Annotated in this window: 19 protein-coding genes and 1 tRNA gene; 9 read left to right on the forward strand and 11 right to left on the reverse strand. The window is 66.7% G+C overall.

The window, feature by feature from the left end; translation table 11 throughout:
- The first annotated feature begins 30 nt into the window (after nt 1-30).
- The 8 genes from KPL76_RS14950 (at nt 31) to folD (ending at nt 6616) form a co-directional block, all read left to right on the forward strand.
- Entirely contained in the window at nt 31-333 is a 303-nt protein-coding gene (locus KPL76_RS14950; RefSeq protein WP_371733948.1) for a helix-turn-helix domain-containing protein, read from the forward strand.
- Nucleotides 289-364: transfer RNA gene (locus KPL76_RS06355), tRNA-Thr, on the forward strand. Before KPL76_RS14950 ends, KPL76_RS06355 begins: the two co-directional genes overlap by 45 nt.
- An 85-nt stretch (nt 365-449) precedes the next feature.
- Complete coding sequence (locus tag KPL76_RS06360) at nt 450-1433, forward strand: Gfo/Idh/MocA family protein (protein ID WP_216335620.1); 984 nt, start codon at nt 450-452, stop codon at nt 1431-1433.
- A gap of 106 nt (nt 1434-1539) precedes the next feature.
- Entirely contained in the window at nt 1540-2979 is a 1440-nt protein-coding gene (locus KPL76_RS06365) for a D-alanyl-D-alanine carboxypeptidase/D-alanyl-D-alanine-endopeptidase (protein WP_216335621.1), read from the forward strand.
- 103 nt (nt 2980-3082) lie between these two features.
- Nucleotides 3083-3685, forward strand: a complete 603-nt coding sequence (locus KPL76_RS06370) for an isochorismatase family protein (RefSeq protein WP_216335622.1) — start codon at nt 3083-3085, stop codon at nt 3683-3685.
- A 72-nt stretch (nt 3686-3757) separates the two neighbouring features.
- Entirely contained in the window at nt 3758-4582 is an 825-nt protein-coding gene (locus tag KPL76_RS06375; protein WP_371733949.1) for a TrmH family RNA methyltransferase, read from the forward strand.
- Between the two features lie 135 nt (nt 4583-4717).
- Nucleotides 4718-5686, forward strand: a complete 969-nt coding sequence (gene purU / locus KPL76_RS06380) for a formyltetrahydrofolate deformylase (protein WP_253202203.1) — start codon at nt 4718-4720, stop codon at nt 5684-5686.
- 69 nt (nt 5687-5755) lie between these two features.
- The gene (gene folD, locus KPL76_RS06385; RefSeq protein ID WP_216335623.1) at nt 5756-6616 is read left to right on the forward strand and encodes a bifunctional methylenetetrahydrofolate dehydrogenase/methenyltetrahydrofolate cyclohydrolase FolD; all 861 of its coding nucleotides are present in this window, start codon (nt 5756-5758) and stop codon (nt 6614-6616) included.
- A gap of 116 nt (nt 6617-6732) precedes the next feature.
- Here folD and KPL76_RS06390 read toward each other — a convergent pair whose 3' ends face one another.
- The 7 genes from KPL76_RS06390 to KPL76_RS06420 all read right to left on the reverse strand — a co-directional run bounded on the left by KPL76_RS06390 (nt 6733) and on the right by KPL76_RS06420 (nt 16502).
- The gene (locus KPL76_RS06390; RefSeq protein ID WP_216335624.1) at nt 6733-8970 is read right to left on the reverse strand and encodes an ABC transporter ATP-binding protein; all 2238 of its coding nucleotides are present in this window, start codon (nt 8968-8970) and stop codon (nt 6733-6735) included.
- A gap of 221 nt (nt 8971-9191) precedes the next feature.
- A complete protein-coding gene (locus KPL76_RS06395; protein ID WP_216335625.1) occupies nt 9192-10577 on the reverse strand; it encodes an MFS transporter in 1386 nt (461 codons plus the stop codon).
- Between the two features lie 343 nt (nt 10578-10920).
- The gene (gene ribH / locus KPL76_RS06400; RefSeq protein WP_216335626.1) at nt 10921-11403 is read right to left on the reverse strand and encodes a 6,7-dimethyl-8-ribityllumazine synthase; all 483 of its coding nucleotides are present in this window, start codon (nt 11401-11403) and stop codon (nt 10921-10923) included.
- A gap of 344 nt (nt 11404-11747) precedes the next feature.
- On the reverse strand, nt 11748-13157 hold the full coding sequence (ribA, locus tag KPL76_RS06405) for a GTP cyclohydrolase II (RefSeq protein ID WP_216335627.1): 1410 nt from the start codon (nt 13155-13157) through the stop codon (nt 11748-11750).
- 10 nt (nt 13158-13167) lie between these two features.
- The gene (locus KPL76_RS06410) at nt 13168-13857 is read right to left on the reverse strand and encodes a riboflavin synthase (protein ID WP_216335628.1); all 690 of its coding nucleotides are present in this window, start codon (nt 13855-13857) and stop codon (nt 13168-13170) included.
- Nucleotides 13838-15007 carry a bifunctional diaminohydroxyphosphoribosylaminopyrimidine deaminase/5-amino-6-(5-phosphoribosylamino)uracil reductase RibD gene (gene ribD / locus KPL76_RS06415; protein ID WP_216336149.1) on the reverse strand — a complete coding sequence of 390 codons (1170 nt, stop codon included), beginning with the start codon at nt 15005-15007 and terminating at the stop codon, nt 13838-13840. The genes KPL76_RS06410 and ribD overlap by 20 nt, the downstream gene beginning before the upstream one ends.
- 751 nt (nt 15008-15758) lie before the next feature.
- Complete coding sequence (locus KPL76_RS06420) at nt 15759-16502, reverse strand: polyprenol monophosphomannose synthase (RefSeq protein ID WP_216335629.1); 744 nt, start codon at nt 16500-16502, stop codon at nt 15759-15761.
- A gap of 173 nt (nt 16503-16675) precedes the next feature.
- On the opposite strand from KPL76_RS06420, the gene KPL76_RS06425 reads away from it, so the two are divergent.
- The gene (locus KPL76_RS06425) at nt 16676-17911 is read left to right on the forward strand and encodes an aromatic acid exporter family protein (RefSeq protein ID WP_253202204.1); all 1236 of its coding nucleotides are present in this window, start codon (nt 16676-16678) and stop codon (nt 17909-17911) included.
- 27 nt (nt 17912-17938) lie between these two features.
- On the opposite strand, the gene KPL76_RS06430 is transcribed toward KPL76_RS06425, so the two are convergent.
- The 4 genes from KPL76_RS06430 to KPL76_RS06445 form a co-directional block, all read right to left on the reverse strand.
- The gene (locus KPL76_RS06430) at nt 17939-18865 is read right to left on the reverse strand and encodes a cytochrome c oxidase assembly protein (RefSeq protein ID WP_253202205.1); all 927 of its coding nucleotides are present in this window, start codon (nt 18863-18865) and stop codon (nt 17939-17941) included.
- Between the two features lie 233 nt (nt 18866-19098).
- Nucleotides 19099-20124, reverse strand: a complete 1026-nt coding sequence (gene trpS / locus KPL76_RS06435; RefSeq protein ID WP_216335630.1) for a tryptophan--tRNA ligase — start codon at nt 20122-20124, stop codon at nt 19099-19101.
- Nucleotides 20125-20404: 280 nt separating this feature from the next.
- Entirely contained in the window at nt 20405-21259 is an 855-nt protein-coding gene (locus tag KPL76_RS06440) for an exodeoxyribonuclease III (protein WP_216335631.1), read from the reverse strand.
- A 221-nt stretch (nt 21260-21480) separates the two neighbouring features.
- Nucleotides 21481-22665, reverse strand: a complete 1185-nt coding sequence (locus KPL76_RS06445; protein WP_216335632.1) for a YihY/virulence factor BrkB family protein — start codon at nt 22663-22665, stop codon at nt 21481-21483.
- Nucleotides 22666-22761: the final 96 nt, after the last annotated feature.

The raw sequence follows: 22761 nt of genomic DNA on the forward strand, positions 1-22761 counted from the left end.
GCTGCTGCAAATAGCTCCGAAGAGATCCACATGGAACGCGCCAAGCGCCTCGATGCGCTTCTGACTGCCGAACGATGGTCGTCACGTAACCTCGCCAAGCAGGCCGGACTCGTTCACACCTACGTGAACCGCCGCCGCAACGGACAAGCAGATATCACCATCGAAGACGTCGAGCTCTTCGCCCCATACCTCAAGATGAACGTCACTGACTTGTTCACCTACATCATGTGGGGTACCGAACTACCGAACGACCCGAAGGGTGTAGGCTCGACTTCGGCTTTTAGCCATGCCGCCTTAGCTCAGTCGGTAGAGCGATTCACTCGTAATGAATAGGTCATCAGTTCGATTCTGATAGGCGGCCCCATCGAAGCCCCAGTCTCCCGTAAGGGTCGCTGGGGCTTCATGGTTTGGCCGCGCTCGCGTGCGCCACGACGAGAGGTTGGCAACTGATGGCACGCACGATTCGCTGGGGAATTCTGGGCACGGGTGGGATCGCCTCCGCGTTCGCAACTGACCTTCTCGCAAATGATCTCGTTCTGAGTGCAGTTGGCTCGCGTTCTGTCGGAGGTGCTGAGGAGTTCGCCGCGAAATTCGGGAACCCGACCGCACACGGCAGTTACGAAGAGCTCGTATCCGATCCTGACGTCGACGCGATCTACGTGGCAACCCCGCACCCCCTGCATGTCGCCAACACCCTGCTGGCCCTGCGAGCCGGAAAGCACGTGCTGGTGGAGAAGCCCTTCACCCTCAACGCCCTCGAGGCGCAGCTCATCGCCGACGAAGCCGAACGAAGCAAGCTGGTGGTGCTCGAGGCGATGTGGACGCGGTTCTTGCCGCATATGGTGCGCATCCGCGAGATCATCGCTGCCGGAACCCTCGGCGAGGTGCACACCGTGCTCGCCGACCATGACCAGAAGCTGCCCTCTGACCCCTCCCACCGGCTCAATGATCCCGCTCTGGGCGGTGGAGCGCTGCTTGACCTCGGCATCTACCCGGTGTCGTTCGCCATCGATGTGCTGGGACTGCCGACACGGATTCTCGCATCGGCCACGACGACGTCCACCGGCGTCGACAGGCAGACGGCGATCATCCTCGAGCACGGAGAGACCGGGCGTTCTGTGCTGCACTGTGCCCTCGACTCGCGGGGCCCGAATGTGGCCACTGTCATCGGCACCGAGGCGCGCATCGAGATCGACGACACCTGGTATGCGCCGACGACGTTCCGCGTGATCGACCCGGAGGGTACGGTGATCGAGAGCTTCGAGCATCCGGTTGTCTCGCGGGGAATGCAGTACCAGGCAGTCGAATTGGAGCGCCTCGTGAACGCGGGTCTCAGAGAGAGCGAACTGCTGCCGGTCAGCGAGAGTGTTGCCATCATGGGCGTCCTCGACGAAGTGCGCCGCCAGATCGGTCTGGTCTACCCGGGCGAGTAAAGTCTGAGGCCCCGCGCGTGTGGCGGCCGGTGTCGTCGTCTCTGCGACATCGCCCACAACCCCGGCTCCCAGGTCGCCCTGCGGCCACGGCTGGTAAATTGATCGGATGCCCGGCCACCGCACCCCCGTGAACGCTCGTCGTCGTGGGCTCCTGGTCGTCGGCGCGTGGGTGGCCTTTGCGGCGCTGGCGGCCGGCTCCTTCGCCACGGGAGCGCTGGTGGCGAACGCCCAGCCCCCGGCCGTGGCTGATGCTCTCGCAATCAGCTCGCCTACTCCGACCACACCGGTCTCGACCGTTCCGGTGCCGACCAGGCGGCCGCAGCCGACCGCCGCCGCCTCGCCAGAGGCCGTGCGAACCTGCTCGGTCGGCTCGTTGGCGGCCGCCTCGGGCATGGGTACGTTCCAGGGCACCGTGCGCAAGGCCGACACGGGCGAAATCCTGTTCGACCGCAACGGTGCCACCTATTCGCGCACGGCGAGCGTCATGAAGGTACTGACGTCGTCGGCGGCGCTCGCAGTGCTGGGGCCCGATTACCGGGTTCAGACCTCGGTGGTCGCCGGTGACACTCCAGGCACTGTGGTTCTGGTGGGTGGGGGCGATGTGACGCTGGCAAGCGGGTCGTCGAACATCTATCACGACGCCTCGACCATGGGCCAGCTCGCCGAGCAGGTGAAGGCGGCCTGGTCTGCTGACCCGGCGCGTGCGGGGGTGCCGATCTCGACGATCGTGCTCGACAGCTCGCTGTTCAGCGGTGACCCGTGGCAGTCCTCGTGGGACAGGATCGAGCAGACCGACGGTTCGACCGCCGAAGTCACCGCGCTGATGGTCGACGGCGACAGGGCGAATCCGTCTGCCGACACCTCTCCCCGGAGCACGGACCCGGTCAGCCGGGCCGGCCAGGCATTCCAGAGTGCCCTGGGTTCGATCGCGTCAGGGGCGAAACTGGTGGGCGGTGTCGCATCGCCGGGAGCCGCATCGCTCGGGGCGGTGAAGTCAGCGCCGGTCTCGACCATGGTGCAGGAGGCATTGCTCCGCTCCGACAACACCGAGGCAGAGATGCTCGCCAGGCTCACCGCGATCAAGCTGGGTGTGGGCAATACCTTCGCCTCCCTGCAGGCCGCGATCCCGAAAGCGCTCAACTCCTCATATGGGCTCGACACCAGCAACCTCGTCATCGTCGACGGCTCAGGGCTGAGTAACGACGATGCCGTCTCCGCGCTCTTTCTGACCGCACTGTTCGACAAGATCAACGCGAGGGAGGCCAACCTCGGCGTCATTCTCGACGGTCTGCCGGTCGCCGACCAGACCGGCACCCTGTCGTATCGCTTCACCGGCGCGAACTCCATCGTGAACGGCAAGGTGCAGGCGAAGACGGGATCGATCGACACGGCCAACACTCTTGCCGGGGTCGTGCACGCGGCCGACGGGAGCACGCTGACCTTCGCATTCTTCTCTCTCGACAGCTCGATCGACGGGGGCAGGGCGGCTCTTGATGCGTTGACGGTCGGCATCTACAAGTGCGGTGATGCGCTCGCGAATGGATGATCGTGCGGGCTCACGTCACTCATTTCAGCGACCTCGTAGACTTGAAACGCAGGAGTGAGGTCTCATGGGGCTGCTCCGGCACAGATCGTGTGAGGAGCTGACCATGCACAAAGCGCTGTTCATCATCGACGTGCAGAACGATTTCACCGAGGGTGGGGCACTGGGAGTAGAGGGGGGTGCCGCCGTGGCGGCGGGCATCGCGCAGCTTCTTGCCGGGCATCCGGATGCCTATGACCTGGTGATCGCCTCACGTGACTGGCACGATGCCGACAATGACAACGGCGGTCACTTCGCAGGGCCCGAGGGGCCGGATTTCGTCGATACCTGGCCCGTGCACTGCGTTGCAGGCACGCCTGGAGCGGCCTACCACGATGATCTGGCTGGTGCACGGATCGACTTCCACGTGCACAAGGGGCAGGGCGAACCGGCCTACTCGATCTACGAGGGAACGACGGAGGAGGGCGCGACGGTGCATGACCTTCTCGACCAGCACGCGGTGACGGAGATCGACATCGTGGGGCTCGCGACCGACTACTGTGTTCGCGCGTCGGCGCTCGATGCGATCGAACACGGCCGCAAGGTTCGTGTACTCACCGACCTGATCGCCGGCGTGGCCCCGGAGTCGAGTGCCGCGGCGCTCGCCGAGCTGGCTCATGCCGGTGCCGAGCTGGTTGCCTCTGAGGCTGCGGTGGGAGCCCAGGAATGATCGATAGGGAAACAACGACAGGCCGCGGCAACCCGAAAATCGGGAGCGCAAGCGAGTGAGCCGGTGCCAATGGTGAACGTCGTCGAAGTCACCGAGCTCAGCGACCCGCGGCTGGCCGACTACTCGCACCTGACCGATGTCGCCCTGCGCAAGGCCCGCAGCAGCGAATTCGGGCTGTACCTGGCCGAATCTGCCCTCGTGCTCGAGCGGGCAGTGGGTGCGGGGCACGTGCCCCGGTCGGTTCTCGCCCTCGGCGGCTCGCTCGACGAAGCCGTTGCTGCCCTCGGACCCTGGGCGGAGACGGTACCGATCTTCGTCGGCCCCGGTGAGCTGCTCGCTGAGCTGACCGGCTACATTCTGCATCGCGGGATCATCGCATCGATGAACCGGCCGCTCCTCCAGCCCGTGGGCGATGTGCTGCAGGATGCCCGACTCGTCGTTGTGCTCGAGAACGTGGCCGACCCCACCAACGTCGGGGCGATCTTCCGTTCCGTCGGCGCCGTCGGAGCCGACGCCGTGCTCGTCACGCCTCGCTGCTCCGATCCGTTCTACCGCCGCGCGATCCGCGTGAGCATGGGTACCGTTCTGCAGGTGCCGTGGACGAGGTCTGGCGACTGGGACACCCTGGAACCCCAGCTGAGAACGACCGGATTCCACATCGCTGCTCTCGCCCTGTCGCCCGACGCGGTGTCACTTCGGGACTTTGCCCGCGATTTCCCACACACAGATGGGCAGCCAGGCAAGCTCGCCCTCGTGCTCGGTGCAGAGGGTGACGGGCTGACCGACAGCGCGCTGGCTGCGGCAGACACGATCGTGAGCATCCCGATGGCGCACGGCATCGACTCCCTGAACGTGGCAGCGGCGAGTGCGGTGGCGCTCTGGGCTGTCTCCGGCTGAGGCACGCGCCGAACACCATCGCACCCACCCAGGAAGAAAGCTGACAGGCGGGCGCGCAGGCCGCCGCGGCGCTGAGTGCCCCTGTGAACCCGGTACCGTTAGAAGCGAAACTGTTCCGAAGGAGTGCGTCCACCGATGATGCCCGAAGAGTCGCCCGCTGGCGGCGCAGTGCACGATGCCCCGAGCTCGCAGGGGGTATTTGCCACCACGGCGACAGAGACCGTACCCGGCGCAGGATCGACGGCGGCCAACGAAGACATCGGCCGCCTCACGATCCAGTGCGCAGACCAGCCCGGCATCGTGGCGGCTGTCGCCGGGTTCCTCGCTGAGCACGGTGCGAACATCGTGGAGCTGGGGCAGTTCTCCACCGATTCGGAGAACGGCGAGTTCTTCCAGCGCACGGTCTTCCACCGCGAGGGTCTCGCTGAAGCCCTGCCCGGCCTCAGCGCCGCGTTCGCCACCCAGGTCGGCGAGCGCTTCGGTATGACGTTCACCCTCACCGATGCGGCAACACCCAAGCGCGTCGCGATCATGGTCTCGAAGTACGATCACTGCCTGCTCGAGTTGCTGTGGCGCAACAGGCGCAACGAGCTAGATATGAACGTGACCATGGTCATCTCGAACCACCCCGACCTCGCCGCCGACGTGGCCAGCTTCGGAATCGACTTCGTGCACATTCCCATCAGCCGAGCGACAAAGGCGGAATCCGAAGCGCGCGCTCTCGAGCTGCTGGCGGGCAAAGTCGATCTCGTGGTGATGGCCCGGTACATGCAGATCCTCTCCGCGGACTTCCTCGAGAACGTCGGCTGCCCTGTCATCAACATCCACCACTCGTTCCTGCCGGCGTTCGCCGGTGCCGGGCCGTACCTGAAGGCCAAGGAGCGTGGAGTCAAGCTGATCGGCGCGACCGCACACTACGCGACGGCAACCCTCGACGAAGGCCCCATCATCGAGCAGGACGTGGTTCGGGTCTCGCACCGCGACAGCGTGGCGGAGCTCGAGCGTCGGGGTGCCGAGGTGGAGCGCAGCGTTCTGGCGCGTGCGGTGCAGTGGCATTGTGAAGACCGTGTGATGACATACCGGAATTCGACCACGATTCTGTGATCAGCGAGCCGTCAGTGAGCTGATGTGTGCACACGACGTGATTGAAGCATTTTGTGAGGGAGTAGACAAGTGGCCGCAGGAATCATTGACGGCAAAGCCGTCGCTGCACGCGTTCGCGCGACACTGAAAGACGATGTCGCGGCGTTCTTCGCCAGAACCGGAATCCAGCCCGGGCTCGCTACGGTGCTCGTCGGCGGCGACCCTGCGTCAGAGGTGTACGTCGCCAACAAACGCAGGTCAACCGTCGCTGCGGGTATGGCAGACCTGCACCAGCACCTGCCCGAAGACACGAGCCAGGAGGAGGTCGAGGCGCTGTTGCGTCGGCTCGCCGCCGACCCGCAGGTATCGGGCATCCTGTTGCAGCTGCCGGTTCCGGCGCATCTGAACGCTGCGCCGCTGATCGACCTCATCCCCTTCGAGAAGGATGTCGACGGCCTGACGACGCTGAGTGTCGGTCGGCTCGCCCAGCAGAAATCCGGGCTGCGGCCCTGCACACCGGCGGGTGTCATCGAGCTGCTCGACGCGTACAACGTGCCGATCGAGGGTGCGAACGTCGTTGTCATCGGTCGGTCTGAGCTCGTCGGCCGGCCTGTTGCGCAGCTTCTGGTGAACCGGAACGCGACCGTGACGGTCGCGCACTCCCGCACACGCAACCTGGCCGAGGTGTGCCGCACGGCCGATGTCGTCGTTGCGGCTGTGGGGGTGAAAGGTCTGATCACAGCTGAGCACATCAAGCCCGGCGCGACCGTGATCGACGTGGGAATCCACCGAGGTCCCGAGGGTCTGTCAGGCGACGTGGACTTCGGCCCGGCTTCTGAGGTGGCGGGGCTCATCACGCCCGTTCCCGGCGGTGTGGGGCCGATGACGATCGCGATGCTGCTGGTGAACACCCTGCGTGCCGCCGAGCTGCAGTACGAGCTCGCCAGATAACTGCTGTCTGAAATCGTCGGAGAAACTTCGCCGGTACCGCCGTATTCGCCGAGGTGGCGAGGATCTTCCGACGATTCTGCAGCCGCGCTCCGGCCCGCCGCGCCCGCCCCGCCCTGCTAGACCAGAAGCTGGCGCTTCGCGAGCTCTCGGTACAACGGCGTCGAGACGACGAGCTCCGAGTGGGTGCCCACGCCGACGACCGAGCCGTGGTCGAGAACAATGATCACGTCGGAGTCGACGACGGTCGACAGCCGGTGCGCGATCACGATCAGCGTGCGGTTCTCGGCGACTGCGTCGATCGCCTCGCGCAGCATCTGCTCGTTGAGTCCGTCGAGGCTCGAAGTCGACTCGTCGAGCAGAAGGATCGGCGGGGCAGCGAGAAGCGCGCGGGCGATGGCCAGGCGCTGGCGTTCGCCGCCTGAGAGCATCACGCCCTCTTCGCCGACCGCAGCATCCAGGCCCTCGGGCGACCGCTCGAGCACCTCGAGCAGGTTGACGGCCGTCAGAACGGCCACGCACTCCTCGTCGGTCGCCGCCGGCGAAGCCAGAAGCAGGTTCGAGCGGATGCTCCCGGCCAGCACGGGCGCGTCCTGCTCGACATAGCCGATCTGGGCGCGAAGGGCCTCGCGGTCGAGCTGACGGATGTCGGTGCCGCCCACCCGGATGACACCCGAGGTCGGGTCGTAGAACCGCTCGATGAGCGCGAGAATGGTGCTCTTGCCTGCGCCGGAGGGCCCGACCAGCGCCACACGCTTGCCCCGCGGCACGCTGAAGCTCACGCCGCGCAGCACGGTGGTGTTGCGGATGCCCGGCTCGCCTGTGCCCGGACTGCCGACGCCCGCCCCAGGGCCGCCGCGCGCACCGGAGTCGGCGAGGTAGCTCGCCGCCGACGAGGGTTCGGCCGAATCGTCGCCAGCAGATTCGCCGGGAAGTGCGCTGAGAGATTCGCCAGCAGATGTGCCCTGAGATTCGTCGGGGAAATCGCCGGGTACCTCGCCGGGCACGTCGTTCAGGGCGCCGGTTGTGTCTGCAGATGTGGCGCGAGGGCTGGCGCCCGGGCCGACCACGCCGGCGCCCCCGGCGGCCGGCTCGTGCGCGGCGAGCAGCGTGGTGCCGGGCCCCGACAGCACGCCCTGCGCGTCGGGAGCGCCGTCACCCGGCACCGCACCTTCCGTGTACGCAAACTCGACGCCGTCGAACTCCACCGCGATCGGCGTGCTCGCGGCGGCGCGGGCGAACGCGGCGGTGCTCACTTCGGCGTTGCTCGCAAGAGGGGCGAGCTCGCGGTCGAATTCACCCTCACTCGGCAGTGTGATGATCTCCTGGATGCGGCCCAGCGCACCGAGGGCGGAGTTGACCGAGGTGAACGCCCCGAAAGCCTGGCCGAGGGGCATGATCATCATGAACAGGAACAGGATGAACGACACCAGTGACGCGATGGTGATCGCTCCACTGGCAACCCGGTACCCGCCGACGCCGATCACGGTGAGGAAGGCCACCTGCATGGCGATCCCGGCGACCGGGACCACGAGGGCCGAGATCTTCGCGACCTTGATGCCCATCGCCCAGGCGCCCTCTGCGTCTTTCTCGACGGCCCGGATCTCCCGCTCGGTGGCGTTGGCCGCGCGAACCGTGCGAACGGCGCTGATGGCCCGCTCGACACTCGCTGCGAGGTCGCCGACCTTCTCCTGCGCCTGGCGGCTGGCCACACGGATGCGCGCCGAAAGCAGCACAACTACCACGATCGACACGCCCACCACGAGAACGGTGAGCCCGAGCAGCACGGGGTCGATGATGAGCATCGCGATGAGCGCGCCGACGAAGACCAGCGATCCTCCGAGGGCATCGACAAGCCCCTGCGTGAGCACGGCTCGCAGCAGGGTTGTGTCGGAGCCGACGCGGGAGACCAGGTCACCCGTGCGACGGGTGTCGAATTCGCGGATGGGGAGGTTCAGCATCCGGCGCACCAGCTGCTTGCGGCTCGACAGCACGACGCCCTCGCCGGTGCGCTGCAGCAGGTAGTGCTGAAAGCCGCTGATGAGACCAGACAGCACGACGAGAACCACCAGCAGCCAGACGAGCCCATTCAGCGGGTTGCCTGCCGTGACCTGGGTGATGACCTGGCTCACGAGCAGCGGCTGGGCGAGGCTGGCCGCGGCCCCGAGGATGCTCAGCCCGATCACGAGCGCGAGAACCTTCTTGTGCTCGAGCAGGTAGGGCAGCAGGTCTGCGAACTTCGCGCGCGGGCCGTTGTCGGCGTCGCGCCTGCCGCGCCCGCCCCGGCTGCGACCCCGTGGGCTGGCTGCGCTCGTGCGGCTTGCGCCTGCGGTGGCCCGTGATTCTGCTGTGCTCATGAGTACTTTCTATCGGTCGCGGCTGACGGTGTGATGGATGCCCGGCCTACCCCGTGCGCTGGTTCACTCCGCGCGGGGCGAGCCGGGCATCCACTCGCCCGTTTGTGCAACAGAATGCCGCAGAAGCTGCACCTTCAGGAAAGTCGATGGTGCCGTTCACGCGTCGGGAAGATCGATGGTGCAGTTCACGCGTCGGGAAGATCGATGGTGCAGTTCACGCGTCAGGACAGGTTGGAGTCGTAGTCGACGTCTCGGGTCTCTTTGCTGATGATGAGTGCGATCAGGGTGATCACGGCCATCGCGCTCAGGTACACGCCGACCCAGACCGGGCTGCCGCCGGCTGCCTGCCAGAGTGCGACGGCGATGAACGGGGCCACGGCCGCGCCGAGGATCGACGCGAAGTTGTAGCTGATCGCCGAGCCGGTGTACCGCACGTTCGCCGGGAAGAGTTCGGGCAGCACCGAGCCCATCGGGCCGAAAGTGAGCCCCATGAGGGTGAAGCCGATGATGAGCAGTGCCATCGTTCCGACGGTGCCGGCTCCGAAGAGGGGCACGAACAGCAGGCCGAACACCAGGATGCCGATCGTCGTGACAATGAGCGTCTTGCGACGCCCGAAGCGCTCCGCGAGCGGGCCCGACACCAGGGTGAAGATGCCGAAGAACACCACGCCGATGATGAGCATGATCAGGAAGTCGTTGCGGTTGAAGCCGAGCCCGGGCGTGAAGGTGGCCGGGTTGAATGCCGTGCCTGCCTTGTCGGCAGCAGCCTTTGCTGCAGCGGCAGACGAGAACGCCGTACCGAATGTCAGCGTGAACGTCGTCATCAGGTAGAACAGCGTGTACGTGGCGAGCATGATGAACGTGCCCAGAATGAGCGGGCGCCAGCTGGTCTTGAACACCCGTGCCACCGGTACTGTCGCGACTTCGCCTGCGTCGATGACCTTCTGGAAGGCGGGCGTCTCGACCAGCCTGAAACGAACGTAGAGCCCGATCACGACGAGCACGGCGCTCGCGATGAACGGCACGCGCCAGCCCCAGCTCGCGAAGTCGGCTGCAGACATGCCGAGGTTCAGCCAGAGGAACACGCCGTTGGCGATGATGAAGCCGATCGGGGCGCCGAGCTGCGGGAAGGTGCCGTAGATCGCACGCTTGCCTGCCGGTGCGTTCTCGGTGGCGAGAAGCGCTGCGCCGCTCCACTCGCCGCCGAGGCCGAGCCCCTGGGCGAAACGCATCACGGTCAGCAGAATGGGTGCCCAGAGGCCGATCGAGGCGTAGGTCGGCAGAAAGCCGATGAGTACGGTCGCGATGCCCATGGTCAGAAGCGAGGCGACGAGAGTCTTCTTGCGGCCGATGCGGTCGCCGAAGTGCCCGAAGATGATCGAGCCGATGGGCCGCGCCACGAACGCCACCCCGAAGACCGCGAACGAGGTCAGCAGGCCTACATTCGGGTCGGTCGTGGGGAAGAACAGCTTCGGGAACACCAGCACGGCGGCGGTGGCGTACACGTAGAAGTCGTAGAACTCGATCGAGGTGCCGATGAGGCTGGCGAGAACGACTCTCGAACGGGTGTTGACGGCGGCGGGTGGGGCGAGCGTGGGCGAAGACATAGCGGCTTTCAGCAGGAGATTTCAGCGGTGGAACGGTCAATCACCGCCGACAAGAACGCGTCGATCGGGCGCGAGTAGTCGACCACGGTGGGACGGTGAGGCGGCTGGTGGCCGCCCATCTACAATACGCGCCATCCAACTCGCTCCCGCCCCCGCACCAAAGCCCCCGCTCCCGCCCTCCACCCCCGCCCTCCACCCCCCCACCCGCCCCCCGGAGCCGAGGGGTTGGTGTCCCAACTTCTGCTGGGATTCAGTAGCCAGGGCAGCAGAAGCTGGGACACCCAACGGGAGGAAGCGGAGGGGGAGGGGGGGGAGGGGGGAGGGGGAGGGGAGGGGGAGGGGGTTATGGATGCTCGGGGAGGAGGGCGCGCAGGGTGAGTGCTGTGGCGACGGCGGCTTCGGCGGCCTCGCGGCCCTTGTCCTCCTTCGAACCGGGAAGGCCCGCGCGGTCGAGGCCCTGAGCCTCGTCGTCGAGCGTGAGGACGCCGAACCCGACAGGCTTGCCCGTGAGGATGCTCACCTGGGTGAGGCCCGACGTCGCGGCGTCGGAGACATACTCGAAGTGCGGGGTTCCACCGCGGATGATGACGCCGAGGGCGACAACCGCATCCGCCCCCGCCTCGAGCGCGGCGCGGCTGACGACCGGGAGCTCGAAGCTCCCTGCGACGCGGATCTCCGTGATCTCGACGTTCGCCTCCTCGAGGGCGCGGTGGGCCCCGGCGAGCAGGCCATTGGTGATCACGTCATGCCAGCGGCCGGCGACGATCGTCACCTTGAGTCCGGTGCCATCGAGAGTGGTGGAGGTGGGGATTCCGGTGCCGGCCATGCGCGGGCATCCTTTCGGGTCAGGGTTCGGGGAGTTGGAGATCGGGGATTTGGAGATCGGGGTGTAGCGAGGTGTGCGGTTGTGGGGAACGAGCTGCCCCGTGGGAGAAGAGTCAGCCTGTGGGGGACGAGCTGGCCAGTGGGGGACGAGTCAGCCTGTGGGGGGCGAGCTGCCCTGTGGGCGACGAGCTGGCCTGTGGGTGGGCGAGCTGGCCTGTGGAGGAGGAGTCAGCCTGCGAGGGACGAGACTCAGCCTGCGAGGGACGAGACTCAGCCTGTGAGGGACGAGACTCAGCCTGTGAGGGAGGAGCCACCCTGTGAGGGGACGAGGAGACGCCCGCGGCCCTACTCGACGAACGTCGGGAGGGGCAGCAGGTGACCCATGCGGTCGCGCTTGGCGTCGAGGTACGCGGAGTTTGCCGAACCGCGACCCACGACCAGCGGAACACGTTCGACGACCGTTATTCCGCGCTCCTCGAGCTGGCGCACCTTCTCGGGGTTGTTCGTCAGCAGGCGAACCTGTGTGAGCCCCAGGTTCTCGAGGATCGCAACAGCCGCGCCGTAGTCGCGCACGTCGCCGGGGAGCCCGAGGGCGAGATTCGCATCGAGGGTGTCGAGTCCGTCTTCCTGCAGCTGGTAGGCGCGCAACTTGTTGATGAGCCCGATTCCGCGCCCTTCGTGGCCGCGCAGGTAGATCACCACCCCGCCGAGTTCGGCGATGAGGTCGAGTGACGCGGTGAGCTGAGGGCCGCACTCGCATTTCAGCGAACCGAACGCCTCGCCGGTGAGGCATTCAGAGTGGATCCGCACGACGGAGCTCGGGTCCGACGGGTCGCCGGCGATCACGGCAAGGTGATCCGCGCCGGAGACCAGGTCGTGGTACGCGCGAAACCGGAATGTGCCGTGGACGGTCGGCACCAGGGTCTCGACTGCAAACTCGACTCGATCTACGAGATCGACGGGCACATGGTCAAGGCGCGACTCCGGCGTGAGCCAATGGTCGTCCCGACTGGTCGAGCCAGTACTGCTCGGGCCGTGGCCGCCCGCGCCCGCGCCCGCGCCCGCGAGGGCGGTCTCAGTCCCGGCGACGGGTGCGGTCCGGCTGCCCTCGACGGCGAGAGCTGCATCGGCCTCTGCCTGCGCATCGGCGTCGTTCAGCCAGGCGATGAGCGCCTCGATGGTTGTCACGGGCAGACCCTCGCGTGCGGCGATCTCGAGGAGTTCGGGCATCCGTGCCATGGAGCCGTCGGTGCTTACGATCTCACCGATCACCCCGACCGGCGCGAGGCCCGCCAGCTGCATCAGCTCGACAGACGCCTCCGTGTGGCCCGGGCGCTCGCGAACCCCTCCGGCGACGGCCACAACGGGCAGCACGTGGCCTGGGCGGATGAAGCTGGACGGTGTCGAGGTGCCGTCGGCAAGCGCGCGGAGGGTGAAGGCCCGGTCGGCCGCGCTGATGCCCGTGGTGACGATCGGTGACGAGGCGTCGACGGTGATCGTGTACGCCGTGCGGCGGGAGTCTTCGTTGCGCTCCACCATCGGGGGCAGTTCGAGGGCAGCAGCGCGCTCGACGGTCATCGGGGCGCAGAGGAAGCCGGAGGTGTTGCGCACCATCCAGGCTATCCATTCGGGGGTGGCGAGCTCGGCCGCGAGGATCGCATCGCCCTCGTTCTCACGGTCTTCGTCATCGGCGACGATCACGGGCTTGCCTGAGCGCAGGGCCGCCAGGACTTCGGGCATAGGGGTGAGTGACATCGGTGGCTCCTCAGCGCTCGGTGGTCGTCGGGTCAGTGGTCGTGGGCTCGGTGGTGGTTCGAAGGGACAGCAGTCGCTCGACGTGCCGGGCGAGAATGTCGGTCTCGATGTTGACGACGTCACCGACGGCAAGCGCGCCGAGGGTGGTCGCCGAAAGAGTTTCAGGGATGAGTGACACTTCGAACCAGTGCGTGGATCCTGAGTCGCTTGTGGCGGGCGGAGTCGCACCGGGATGCCCGTGGCCTCCATCGACGTTCGACACCGTCAGCGACACCCCCGCGACGGCGATCGAGCCCTTGTCGACCACGAGCGGGGCGAGCTCGGGGCTCAGGCTGAAACGCAGGACGCTCCACGCCTCGCCGGGCGTCACAGCGAGCACGGTGCTCGTTCCGTCGATGTGACCCTGCACGATGTGACCGCCGAGCCGGTCGCCGACCAGCGCTGCGCGCTCGAGGTTCACCGCGTCACCGGGTTTCAGCGAGCCGACCGTGCTCATGTCGATGGTCTGCTGCATCACGTCGGCGGTGAATGAATCCGCGGTCTGGTCGACCACGGTCAGGCAGACGCCGCTCACCGATATCGAATCGCCGTGGCGAGCTCCCGACACGGCGAGGGGCGCGCGGAGCGTCAGGCGGACGACGTCGGCGCGCGGCTCGATTGCCAGGACTTCGCCTTTTTCTTCAATGATTCCGGTGAACAAGGTGGTGCTCCTTCGGGTCGGAGGTGGAGGGGGTGACGGGCGGGGAGGATGTGAAGGATGTGGGGAAGGCGCTTGCTCTGGGGGACGAGACGCTTGCTGTGGAGGAGACCGGGCGCTCGAGGGAGGCAGCAGAGCTGGCACCGCGGAGCGGCTCGGCGACGATGCGAAGGTCGGGGCCGAGCAGGTCGAGCGAGACGATCGTGAGAGGCAGGGCATCCGCTACGCCGTCGACGCCGATGTTGCCGAGGGCGAGCATCGGCCCCCCAAGCAGTACAGGTGCCAGGTAGGCGACGATCTCGTCGGCCAATCCGGCCCTGATGAACGCGCTCGCAAGGGTCGGGCCGCCCTCGACGAACACCGAGCGGACTCCGCGATCGAAGAGGTCGGCGAGAATGCCGTGGAGGTTGCGGGTCTGGTACTCCGTGACCGGCAACGGGTGACCGAACACTCGCGCGGTGCGATCGATGCGGCGCTCGCCGATCACGACAGGCTGTGGCTGGTGCGGATAGAGGGCGGGCTCGGTTTCGCCGGTCGAGATGGGCATCCGTGCGGTGAGCGACGGGTCGTCCGCGAGCAGTGTTCCCGTGCCGACAACGATGGCGTCGGCACGGCTGCGGCGCAGGTGAACGTCGGCTCGGGCATCCGGGCCTGTGATCCACTGGCTGGTGCCATCAGCTGCTGCGGCCCGGCCGTCGAGACTCGACGCCCATTTCACGGTGACGAAGGGGCGCCCGTTTCGCATCGCGGTCAACCACGGGTGGATGCTGCGCTCGACCTCTGCGGCGAGAACACCGCTGTGCACGCACACTCCAGCGGCCGCCAGCGTTCCGGCTCCGCCCCCGGACCGCAGGCCGGGGTCACTGGAACCGAAGTACACCGTGCTGATTCCGGCGGCGACAAGAGCCTCGCTGCAGGGGCCAGTGCGACCGGTGTGGTTGCAGGGCTCGAGGGTGACGACGGCGGTGGCGCCGATGGCGTCGGATGCTCGGCTGAGGTTGGCCAGGGCATCCACTTCGGCGTGCGGAGTGCCCGCGCCGCGGTGCCAGCCTTCGGCGAGAACGACGCCGTCGGGGCTGAGGATGACGCAGCCGACCTGTGGGTTGACGCCCCACGCGGGGCCGTTCGCCGCCAACTCGATGGCGCGGCGCATGGCTGGCTCGATGGTGAGTGCGGCGGCAGGCACAGGGGCGGCAGGCGCAGGGGCGGCAGGCGCAGGGGTGGAAGGCACAGGGGCGGCAGGCGGAGGGGCGGCAGGCGGAGGGACAGAAGGCACAGCAGCGCCCTCGCCGTCGTGTTCTGTCGAACGCATCTCAACCCTCGTCTGTCAAGAGACTCCGGGGTAGCGTCAACGGCTCATGGGTGCCAACAGGGTCGCGGGCACGCACGCGTGCACCTCTCATCCGGACTTCTGAGGGAACACAAGCAAACCCTCATGACCGTCGGTCTCGGAATTTCACCGAATCAACCTTGGCGCTGGATGGCATTGCTGCCAGGAGCACCGCAGTTCGCGGACTATAACCGCCGGTTCGGATTCTCACCGACCCCGGAGCACGGTCCTAGTGTAGTGCGCCGCCGCCCCTGCGGCGCACTGTCTGCGAATTGTTACGAGTCCCCTCGTTGAGTCCGCGTAAACGTGGGGCGCGACGTACACGCCGCCGCGCCCCACCGATTTCGTCCTGCGGGAGCGTCTTTGCGATGGCGCGCGAATGCGAATTGTTACGCGTGTAGCCGTTTCGGGCAGCGGAAACGCAGGTGGCGACGGTTGTCCGTTCGTCCGCACGCGGCGTCAAGTGCAGTGTGCACGCGGCGTCGCGTCTGGACGAACGAGTGGACGTTGGCATGCGCCGATTCGATGAGGCGAGTGCCGGCGCCGCGGGCGAGAGAAGGCGGGTAGCCGCAGCTCAGCGCGCGGCGAGCGACTGCGACTTGGGGATGCGACCCAGGCGGGAAGCGATGCCCCAGGTGGTCACCTTCGACAGCGCCTCGACCACTATGCCGGTCGTCATCTTCGACTGGCCCTCGAGGCGCTCGATGAACGTGATCGGGAACTCCCGCACGACGCCGCCTGAGCGTTCGACGAGCCACGCCAGCTCGATCTGGAAGACGTAACCGGCCGAGTCGAGCTGCGAGAGGTCGAGGGCGCGCAACGTTTCAGCGCTGAAGCCGCGGTACCCCGAGGTGATGTCGTGAAGCTTGGACTTCAGCATGATGCGGGCGTACGTGGTACCCGAACGGGAGATGAGCTTGCGGTACCACGGCCAGTTCTCGGTCTTGCCGCCCGGGATCCACCGGGCGCCGATGCCCAGGTTCGCGCCGGCGTCGAGGAGCTTGATCAGCCGAGGGAGTTCCTCGGGCTGATGGGAGCCGTCAGCATCCATCTCAATGATGTAGTCGTAGCCTTTGTCGAGTGCCCAGCCGAACCCCGCGACGTACGCGGTGCCGAGGCCGTTCTTCTCGGTGCGGTGCATGATGTTCACGCGCTCGTCGGTGGCAGCAATGGCGTCGACGATCTGGCCTGTGCCATCGGGGCTGTTGTCGTCGACGACGAGAACGTGCACGTCGGCGGACTTCAGTACGCGCTCGATGATGGCTGCGATGGTCTCTTTTTCGCGATACGTGGGTATGACGACGACAGCTCCAGGCAATGGGCCACCTTTCTAACGATCTTCGCACAGCGGCGCAGCGCGGTCATCTGACGGTTTGCGTGCCGTGACGCGCAGCCAGAACAGCCTTCACGAGGCAGTGCGACGGTTCTCGCGGCGGCGCGCGAAAATCGGCGACCGGTCCAATATACGGCACAGCCTCCTAGTGTTGATGTGTGAACGCCACCAACTCCACGCCAGAACGCGGCTCACAGTCGTCTCCCAGCGCTTCCAAGACCTCATCCGGCTCGTCATCCAAGACCACATCCAAGACCACATCCAAGGCCTCTTCCGCGCCCGCACGCTCGACCTCCACCTCGTGGTTCTCAGGGCGCAGGATGAACGTGGCCGCCCTGTCTCCCGACCGCTATGCCCGGCTGATCCTCTCCACCACGCGCGTGCCATTCCTTCAGGTCGTCAAGACCTCGGTTGCGGCCATCGTCGCCTGGGTCGCGTGCACGCTCCTCCTGCAGGGGGCGCCTCCGCTCTTCGGCGTCATTGCGGCGATCCTCGTCGTGCAGCCGAGCGTCAACCAGTCGTTCGGCAAGGCCCTCGAGCGGTGCGTCGGCGTGATCATCGGCGTCGTGCTCGCCTACTTCATCGGCGTGGTCTTCGGCCAGGCCTCCTGGGTGATTCTGCTTTCGGTCATCGTGGCCCTGCTGGTGGGGTGGGCACTGCGCCTCGGGCCGACCTCGTCGGTGCAGATCCCGATCAGTGCGATGCTCGTGCTCTCGCTCGGAGCATCGACGCCGGGGTACGCCATCGACCGTATTCTCGAGACCATCATCGGTGCCCTGCTCGGAGTTGCCGTGAATCTGCTCATCGTTCCGCCGGTGGCACTGCAGCCCGTCCACGAGGCTGTCGCGCGACTCGGAAACGAGGTGGCGGGCATCCTCGACTCGCTCGCACGAGTACTCAGTGAACCGAGCACCGCGTCTGACCGCACGGAGATGCTGGTCGAGGCACGCCTGCTGACGCCGATGCGGGCGAAGGCGGCTGCGGCGCTCTCTGCGGGCGAGGAGAGCCTCAAGTACAACCCGCGGCGCTCGGTTCACCGGGACCTGTTGGAGAGTGACGGGCAGCTGCTGGCGATGCTGTCGGTGCTGGTCACGCGTGTCACGGGTATGGCCCGCGGAGTCTACGACCACTATGACGACGAGCTCCTGGGCGAACCGATCGTGGGTGAGATCGTCGCAGAGCTGGGCCGGGCGTCGCACGACCTGCGTCTCGTGATCGCGAACGCCGAGCTCCCGGGAACCGAGCCCGAGGCAGCGGTGGATGATCTGCCGGCCCTCACCGCACCGCTGGCCATCGCCGTGCCCCGCAGCGAGCACTGGGTGTTGCTGGGGTTCCTCCTGGAGGATCTTCGCCGAATCCACGAAGAACTCGTGGAGGCAACCGAGCAGCGCTGAGCGTGGCGATCTGCGGCATTCAGGGCCTCAGTCGCGGCCGGGGCCGAAGGATTTGAGATGAGCCTGGGTGAGGGCATCCATTTCGTCGTCTGAGAGTTCGTCGACCTGCTTGGCTTCTTTTCGGTCGTGCTTCGACCAGCGGACGAACAGCAGGATCAGGATTGGAATGTCGGCGATCTCAGCGATGAACCAGAGCAGGTCGCCCGAGAGCTGCTGGTCGCGGAGGGGGCTCGGGAACCAGGCGGGTACGGCCGTGGTGATGGGCCCGGCGTGGTCGAGGATGGTCTCGTTGAGCCGCAGCAGAATACCGGGGATCGCGTCGAGCACCAGTTCGACGAACGCGAGCATGAACTCGGCCGCGATGAACAGTGTGGTGCGGGCGACGACCAGTTCGGTGAGCGGCAGCACCATGATGAGCCCGACCATCGGCACGACGATCGCGATCGCGTCTTGTGCGAAGGGGGACTCACGAATCGTGCCGGCGACCGGCGTCAGAAAGATCGAGAAGGCGACAAGCGCGAAGACCGGGCCGAACACGGCGTTGCCCATGATGCCGACCACGCGGGAGTTCAGCACGGCCTCGAGGGCTGCAAGCGGTGCGCCGGTCAGCGCTTCGCGGGCCAGCGAGACCGGCTTGCCCGTGGCGAGCAGGGCGGGCACAGCGAACAGCAGCAGCGCGATGCGCGTGGTGAACGCGAAGCGGAGTTCGGCGCTGTAGACGCCCAGAAAGCCGAACTCGACGACGGCGAACGACCCGAGCCCGAGCAGGTAGAAGCCCAGCGTCGGGGCAATCCGCCAGTGCTCGCCGCGCCGAGCGAGGGTCAGGATGCCCGCGAGATACATCAGCCCGGCGACACCGATCGCGGTGACACCGACGGCGTTGAACTGCCACGTCGTGAGGAACGTGAGAATGTCAGGCGTGGTGGTGCTCCTCGGAGTCGTCGGTGAGTCCATTATCCACTGCCCGCTGGTTGAGCAGTCCGGAGGCCGGGCGTGGGTGCGGCGAAACGTCCCGAACGAGGGTGGTTTGGGGACCTTCGGCCGCACCCACGCTCCGACTGGCGGTGGGGTCGGATTGTGGTGCGGCGAAACGTCCCGAAAGAAGGCGGTGTAGGGACGTATGGCCGCACGCAGAGTGCTGCCGCCCGTCGGTGGGTGGGGCGAGTCCCCGGTGAGGCGAGCCCGGGTCAGACGAGGCGGTAGGTGACGCGCCGCAGGAGGCCGATGCGGTCGTAGACCGTGTCGAGTGTCGCCTGGGCGACCTCGTTCGCGCGGTCGGCGGCTGCGCTCAGAATGCGGTCGAGTTCGGCCGGGTCGGCCAAAAGCTCGAGCGCACGCTCGCGCATCGGCGCCAGTGTGCCGATGACGACCTCTGCGAGGGCCTTCTTGAAGTCGCCGTACCCGCGACCGGCGAACTCGCCCTCGATCGACGCGATCGACTGGCCCGAGAGCACCGAGTAGATCGTCAGCAGGTTGGAGACGCCCGCCTTGGTCGCCGGGTCGTAGACCACGCCGCCCTCGGCATCGGTCACCGCGCGCATGATCTTCTTCTGGGTGACGCTCGGTTCGTCGAGCATCCAGATGATGCCCGCGGTCGACTCAGCCGACTTCGACATCTTCGAGGTCGGGTTCTGCAGGTCGTAGATCTTGGCTGTGGCCTTCAGGATGTACGGCTCAGGCACAACGAACGTGTCGCCGAAGCGGCTGTTGAACCGCGTCGCCAGGTCGCGCGTGAGCTCGATGTGCTGGCGCTGGTCTTCGCCGACCGGCACCTCGACAGCGTTGTAGAGCAAGATGTCACCGGCCTGGAGGATGGGGTAGGTGAAGAGCCCGACCGAAGTCGAGTCTGAACCCTGCTTGGCCGACTTGTCTTTGAACTGGGTCATGCGCCCGGCCTCGCCGAAACCGGTGATCGTGTTCAGCACCCAGGCGAGCTCGGCGTGGGCGGGCACGTGGGACTGCACGAAGAGGGTCGACTTGCTCGGCTCGATGCCGGCCGCGATGTACTGGGCCACGGTGCGGCGCGTGTTCTCGCGGAGGGCAGCCGGCTCCTGGGGAACGGTGATGGCGTGCAGGTCGGCCAGCATGTAGAACGCTTCGTGCGTCTCCTGCAGTTCTTTCCAGCTCAGGAGCGCGCCGATGTAGTTACCGAGGTGGAGGGAGTCGGCCGAGGGCTGCATGCCCGACATCAGGCGTGGTTTCGTGCTGTTCATGGGGTCTGTCCTCAAAGAATGGTTGTCTCAAGTAAATCAGGTTCGCCCTCTCCCCGAGTCTGGTCTGACCGCGGCAGGCTCTCGTTCAACGGCGACGAGGCTTCTATCGTGAACTCGATACAGTTCCGGTCGAAGCGAAGCGAGCTCGGTGGCCTGCGGGCCATCAACGTCAGCTACGCAAAGCTCTCCCGGCAGTGCGCCGTCCCCACCTGCCTCTCCACCCGCCGCGAGCGGAGCCTCTGGCCGGCGTGGGCCCAGGAGCGGCGGCGCACCAATATATTCAGATCTGGTAGTCGACGACGACCGGGGTGTGGTCCGACCATCGCTCGGCGTGGGAGGCGGCACGGTCGACCTCGTAGCTCACCGCACGCTCGGCCAGTGCGGGCGTCGCCATCTGGTAGTCGAGTCGCCAGCCGGTGTCGGTGTCGAAGGCGTGCCCACGCTGCGACCACCACGTGTACGGCCCGTCGACCTCGCCGGCGAACCTCCGGCCAAGGTCCACCCAGCCGAGACCGGCGCCCGTGCTGCCGTCGACACCCTCGACCACGCTGCCGGCCTCACCGAAGAACCGGTCGAAGTAGGCGCGCTCCTTGGGCAGGAACCCGGCGCGCTTGACGTTGCCCTTCCAGTTCTTGATATCGAGCGTCTTGTGCCCGACGTTCAGGTCTCCCACCACCACCGCGAGTTCGCTGTGCGCTGCCAGTTCGGGAAGCCGGGCCGTCATGCCGTCGAGGAACTTGTACTTCTCGACCTGTTTTGGCGTATCGGCCTCACCCGAGTGCACGTAGGCGCTCACAACCGTGACGATCTGCCCGTTGACCTCGTAGTCGGCTTCGAGCCAGCGCCCGGCGCTGTCGAACTCCTCGTCGCCGATACTCACGCGGTGGATGCTCGCCTTGCTGCGCGACGCCAGCGCCACCCCTGCCCGGCCCTTCGCCGTCGCGGCATCGTGCAGGATGCTCCACTCAGGCCCGAGAAGCCCCTCGAGGTCTTCGGTGGATGCCCGGACCTCCTGGATCGCGAGAATGTCGACGCCCCGGGCATCCAGCCACGCCCCCATGCCCTTGCGGTAGGCGGCGCGCACGCCGTTGGTGTTGATCGAGGCGACGCGCAGGCGTGTGGAACCGGAACTCATGCACCAAGCCTACCCAGCGCCCCCGACTCCCCGCGCGCGCCGAGTGTGCAGATCGAGTTGCCCGAAGGTGCACTTTTTCGTGGGAATCTTTGCGCATCCGGGAAAGTCGATCGCGAGGGCAGACTCTTGGGCAGATCGAGTTGCCCGAAGGTGCACTTTTTCGTGGGATTTCTCGCACGAAGGGGAAAGTCGATCGAACTGAGGGGAGAAGTGCGTGCAGGCTAGGGTCGGGGCGCGGGGGGTGAGGCGATGCCAGCCGCGAGCTCGGCGTCGAGGCGCTTGAGCAGCCTCTTGAGGCGGCTGCGGCGAAGGCCACGGGCATCCGTCAGCTCGGCGAGCGTCTCTTCGCGTGTGGCCCTGAGAACCTCGCGCTGCGCTGCGCTCGCCTGCTGCTCGGCGAGAGCCTTCGCCTGCTCCGGCGTGAGGTTGCGCGGGTCGAAGTGCGCGTCGGCCATGCTCACCGAGATCCACGAGGCGAAGATGAGCACGACCTGGCAGATGAAGTTGAACCAGATCAGGATTCCGATGATCACGGCGAACGACGCGAGGAGCGGGTTCGAGGTCGCTCCGCCGAGCAGGGTCGAGCCGAGCACCTTCAGAATGCCCATGACGACCGCCGCGAGCGCGGAGCCCGGCAGCAGGTACTTCCACGGGATCGGCACACCCGAGAGCAGCCGGTACGTGCCCGCGAGAACGATCGTGTCGAACACGAAGACGACGAGAAGCCCGATCACCCGCGCGATGCCCTCTGCGGCCCACGATGCGGAGTCCCACCCGAACAGCCCGAACACCCAGCCGAGTGCCGAACTCGACGCGATCGACATCGCCGCTGAGATGACCAGGATGACCGCAAACGCGATGGCGAGTGCGAAATCCTTGAGCTTCAGCAGCACCGGGTTCGTGGTGGGCCCCGGCAGCCCGAAGATCAGCCGGATCGCGCTGCGGGTCGAGCCGAGGAACCCCACGGCGGTGAGAATCAACCCGACCAGGGCGATCGCGCCCGTCCAGCCCAGGGCCGGCGTCGAGAGCAGGGTGTCGGGGTTGATGGCGCCGTCCGGGCCGATCAGACCGGGCACGCTGGTGTTGATCTGGTCGAGCAGCGACTTCTGCAGTGCGGGGTTGGAGGCCAGCGCGAGCCCGAAGATCGAGAACCCGGCCCAGAGCGCAGCGAAGATCGCGAAGACGGCCTGGTAGCTCATGCCCGACGCGAGCAACGGCCCGCCGTTGGCGCCGTACTTCGTGAACACGCGAACCGGTTTGAGGGTCTGTACCCAGGCGATCACCCGATTCACCCAGGCGATCAGGCCCGGGATGCCCGTGGGCTTCTTCGCGCCATCATCGGCTTTCGCGGCCTCGACGCCGCTGGCAGTTTCGCCTGGCTCAGTTGCGGTCTCGGGTGGGCTCACAGCCCCCAGCCTAGATCGCGCCGGGCACAAAGAAGAGTCGCTCCCCGCGCCTTGCGCTGGAAGCGACTCTTGTCTATGGTCGCCGGGTGCCGGCGA

The sequence above is a fragment of the Subtercola sp. PAMC28395 genome (assembly GCF_018889995.1).
Classification (GTDB): domain Bacteria; phylum Actinomycetota; class Actinomycetes; order Actinomycetales; family Microbacteriaceae; genus Subtercola.

Bases quoted from the DNA above. Each gene is read 5' to 3' on its own strand.
- KPL76_RS06440 (WP_216335631.1), bottom strand. From the start codon at position 21,259: ATGAGTTCCGGTTCCACACGCCTGCGCGTCGCCTCGATCAACACCAAC.
- purU (WP_253202203.1), top strand. From the start codon at position 4,718: ATGATGCCCGAAGAGTCGCCCGCTGGCGGCGCAGTGCACGATGCCCCG.
- ribD (WP_216336149.1), bottom strand. From the start codon at position 15,007: ATGCGCCGCGCCATCGAGTTGGCGGCGAACGGCCCCGCGTGGGGCGTC.
- trpS (WP_216335630.1), bottom strand. From the start codon at position 20,124: ATGAACAGCACGAAACCACGCCTGATGTCGGGCATGCAGCCCTCGGCC.
- KPL76_RS14950 (WP_371733948.1), top strand. From the start codon at position 31: ATGGAACGCGCCAAGCGCCTCGATGCGCTTCTGACTGCCGAACGATGG.
- KPL76_RS06365 (WP_216335621.1), top strand. From the start codon at position 1,540: ATGCCCGGCCACCGCACCCCCGTGAACGCTCGTCGTCGTGGGCTCCTG.
- KPL76_RS06390 (WP_216335624.1), bottom strand. From the start codon at position 8,970: ATGAGCACAGCAGAATCACGGGCCACCGCAGGCGCAAGCCGCACGAGC.
- KPL76_RS06370 (WP_216335622.1), top strand. From the start codon at position 3,083: ATGCACAAAGCGCTGTTCATCATCGACGTGCAGAACGATTTCACCGAG.
- KPL76_RS06430 (WP_253202205.1), bottom strand. From the start codon at position 18,865: ATGGACTCACCGACGACTCCGAGGAGCACCACCACGCCTGACATTCTC.
- KPL76_RS06395 (WP_216335625.1), bottom strand. From the start codon at position 10,577: ATGTCTTCGCCCACGCTCGCCCCACCCGCCGCCGTCAACACCCGTTCG.
- ribA (WP_216335627.1), bottom strand. From the start codon at position 13,157: ATGTCACTCACCCCTATGCCCGAAGTCCTGGCGGCCCTGCGCTCAGGC.
- KPL76_RS06360 (WP_216335620.1), top strand. From the start codon at position 450: ATGGCACGCACGATTCGCTGGGGAATTCTGGGCACGGGTGGGATCGCC.
- ribH (WP_216335626.1), bottom strand. From the start codon at position 11,403: ATGGCCGGCACCGGAATCCCCACCTCCACCACTCTCGATGGCACCGGA.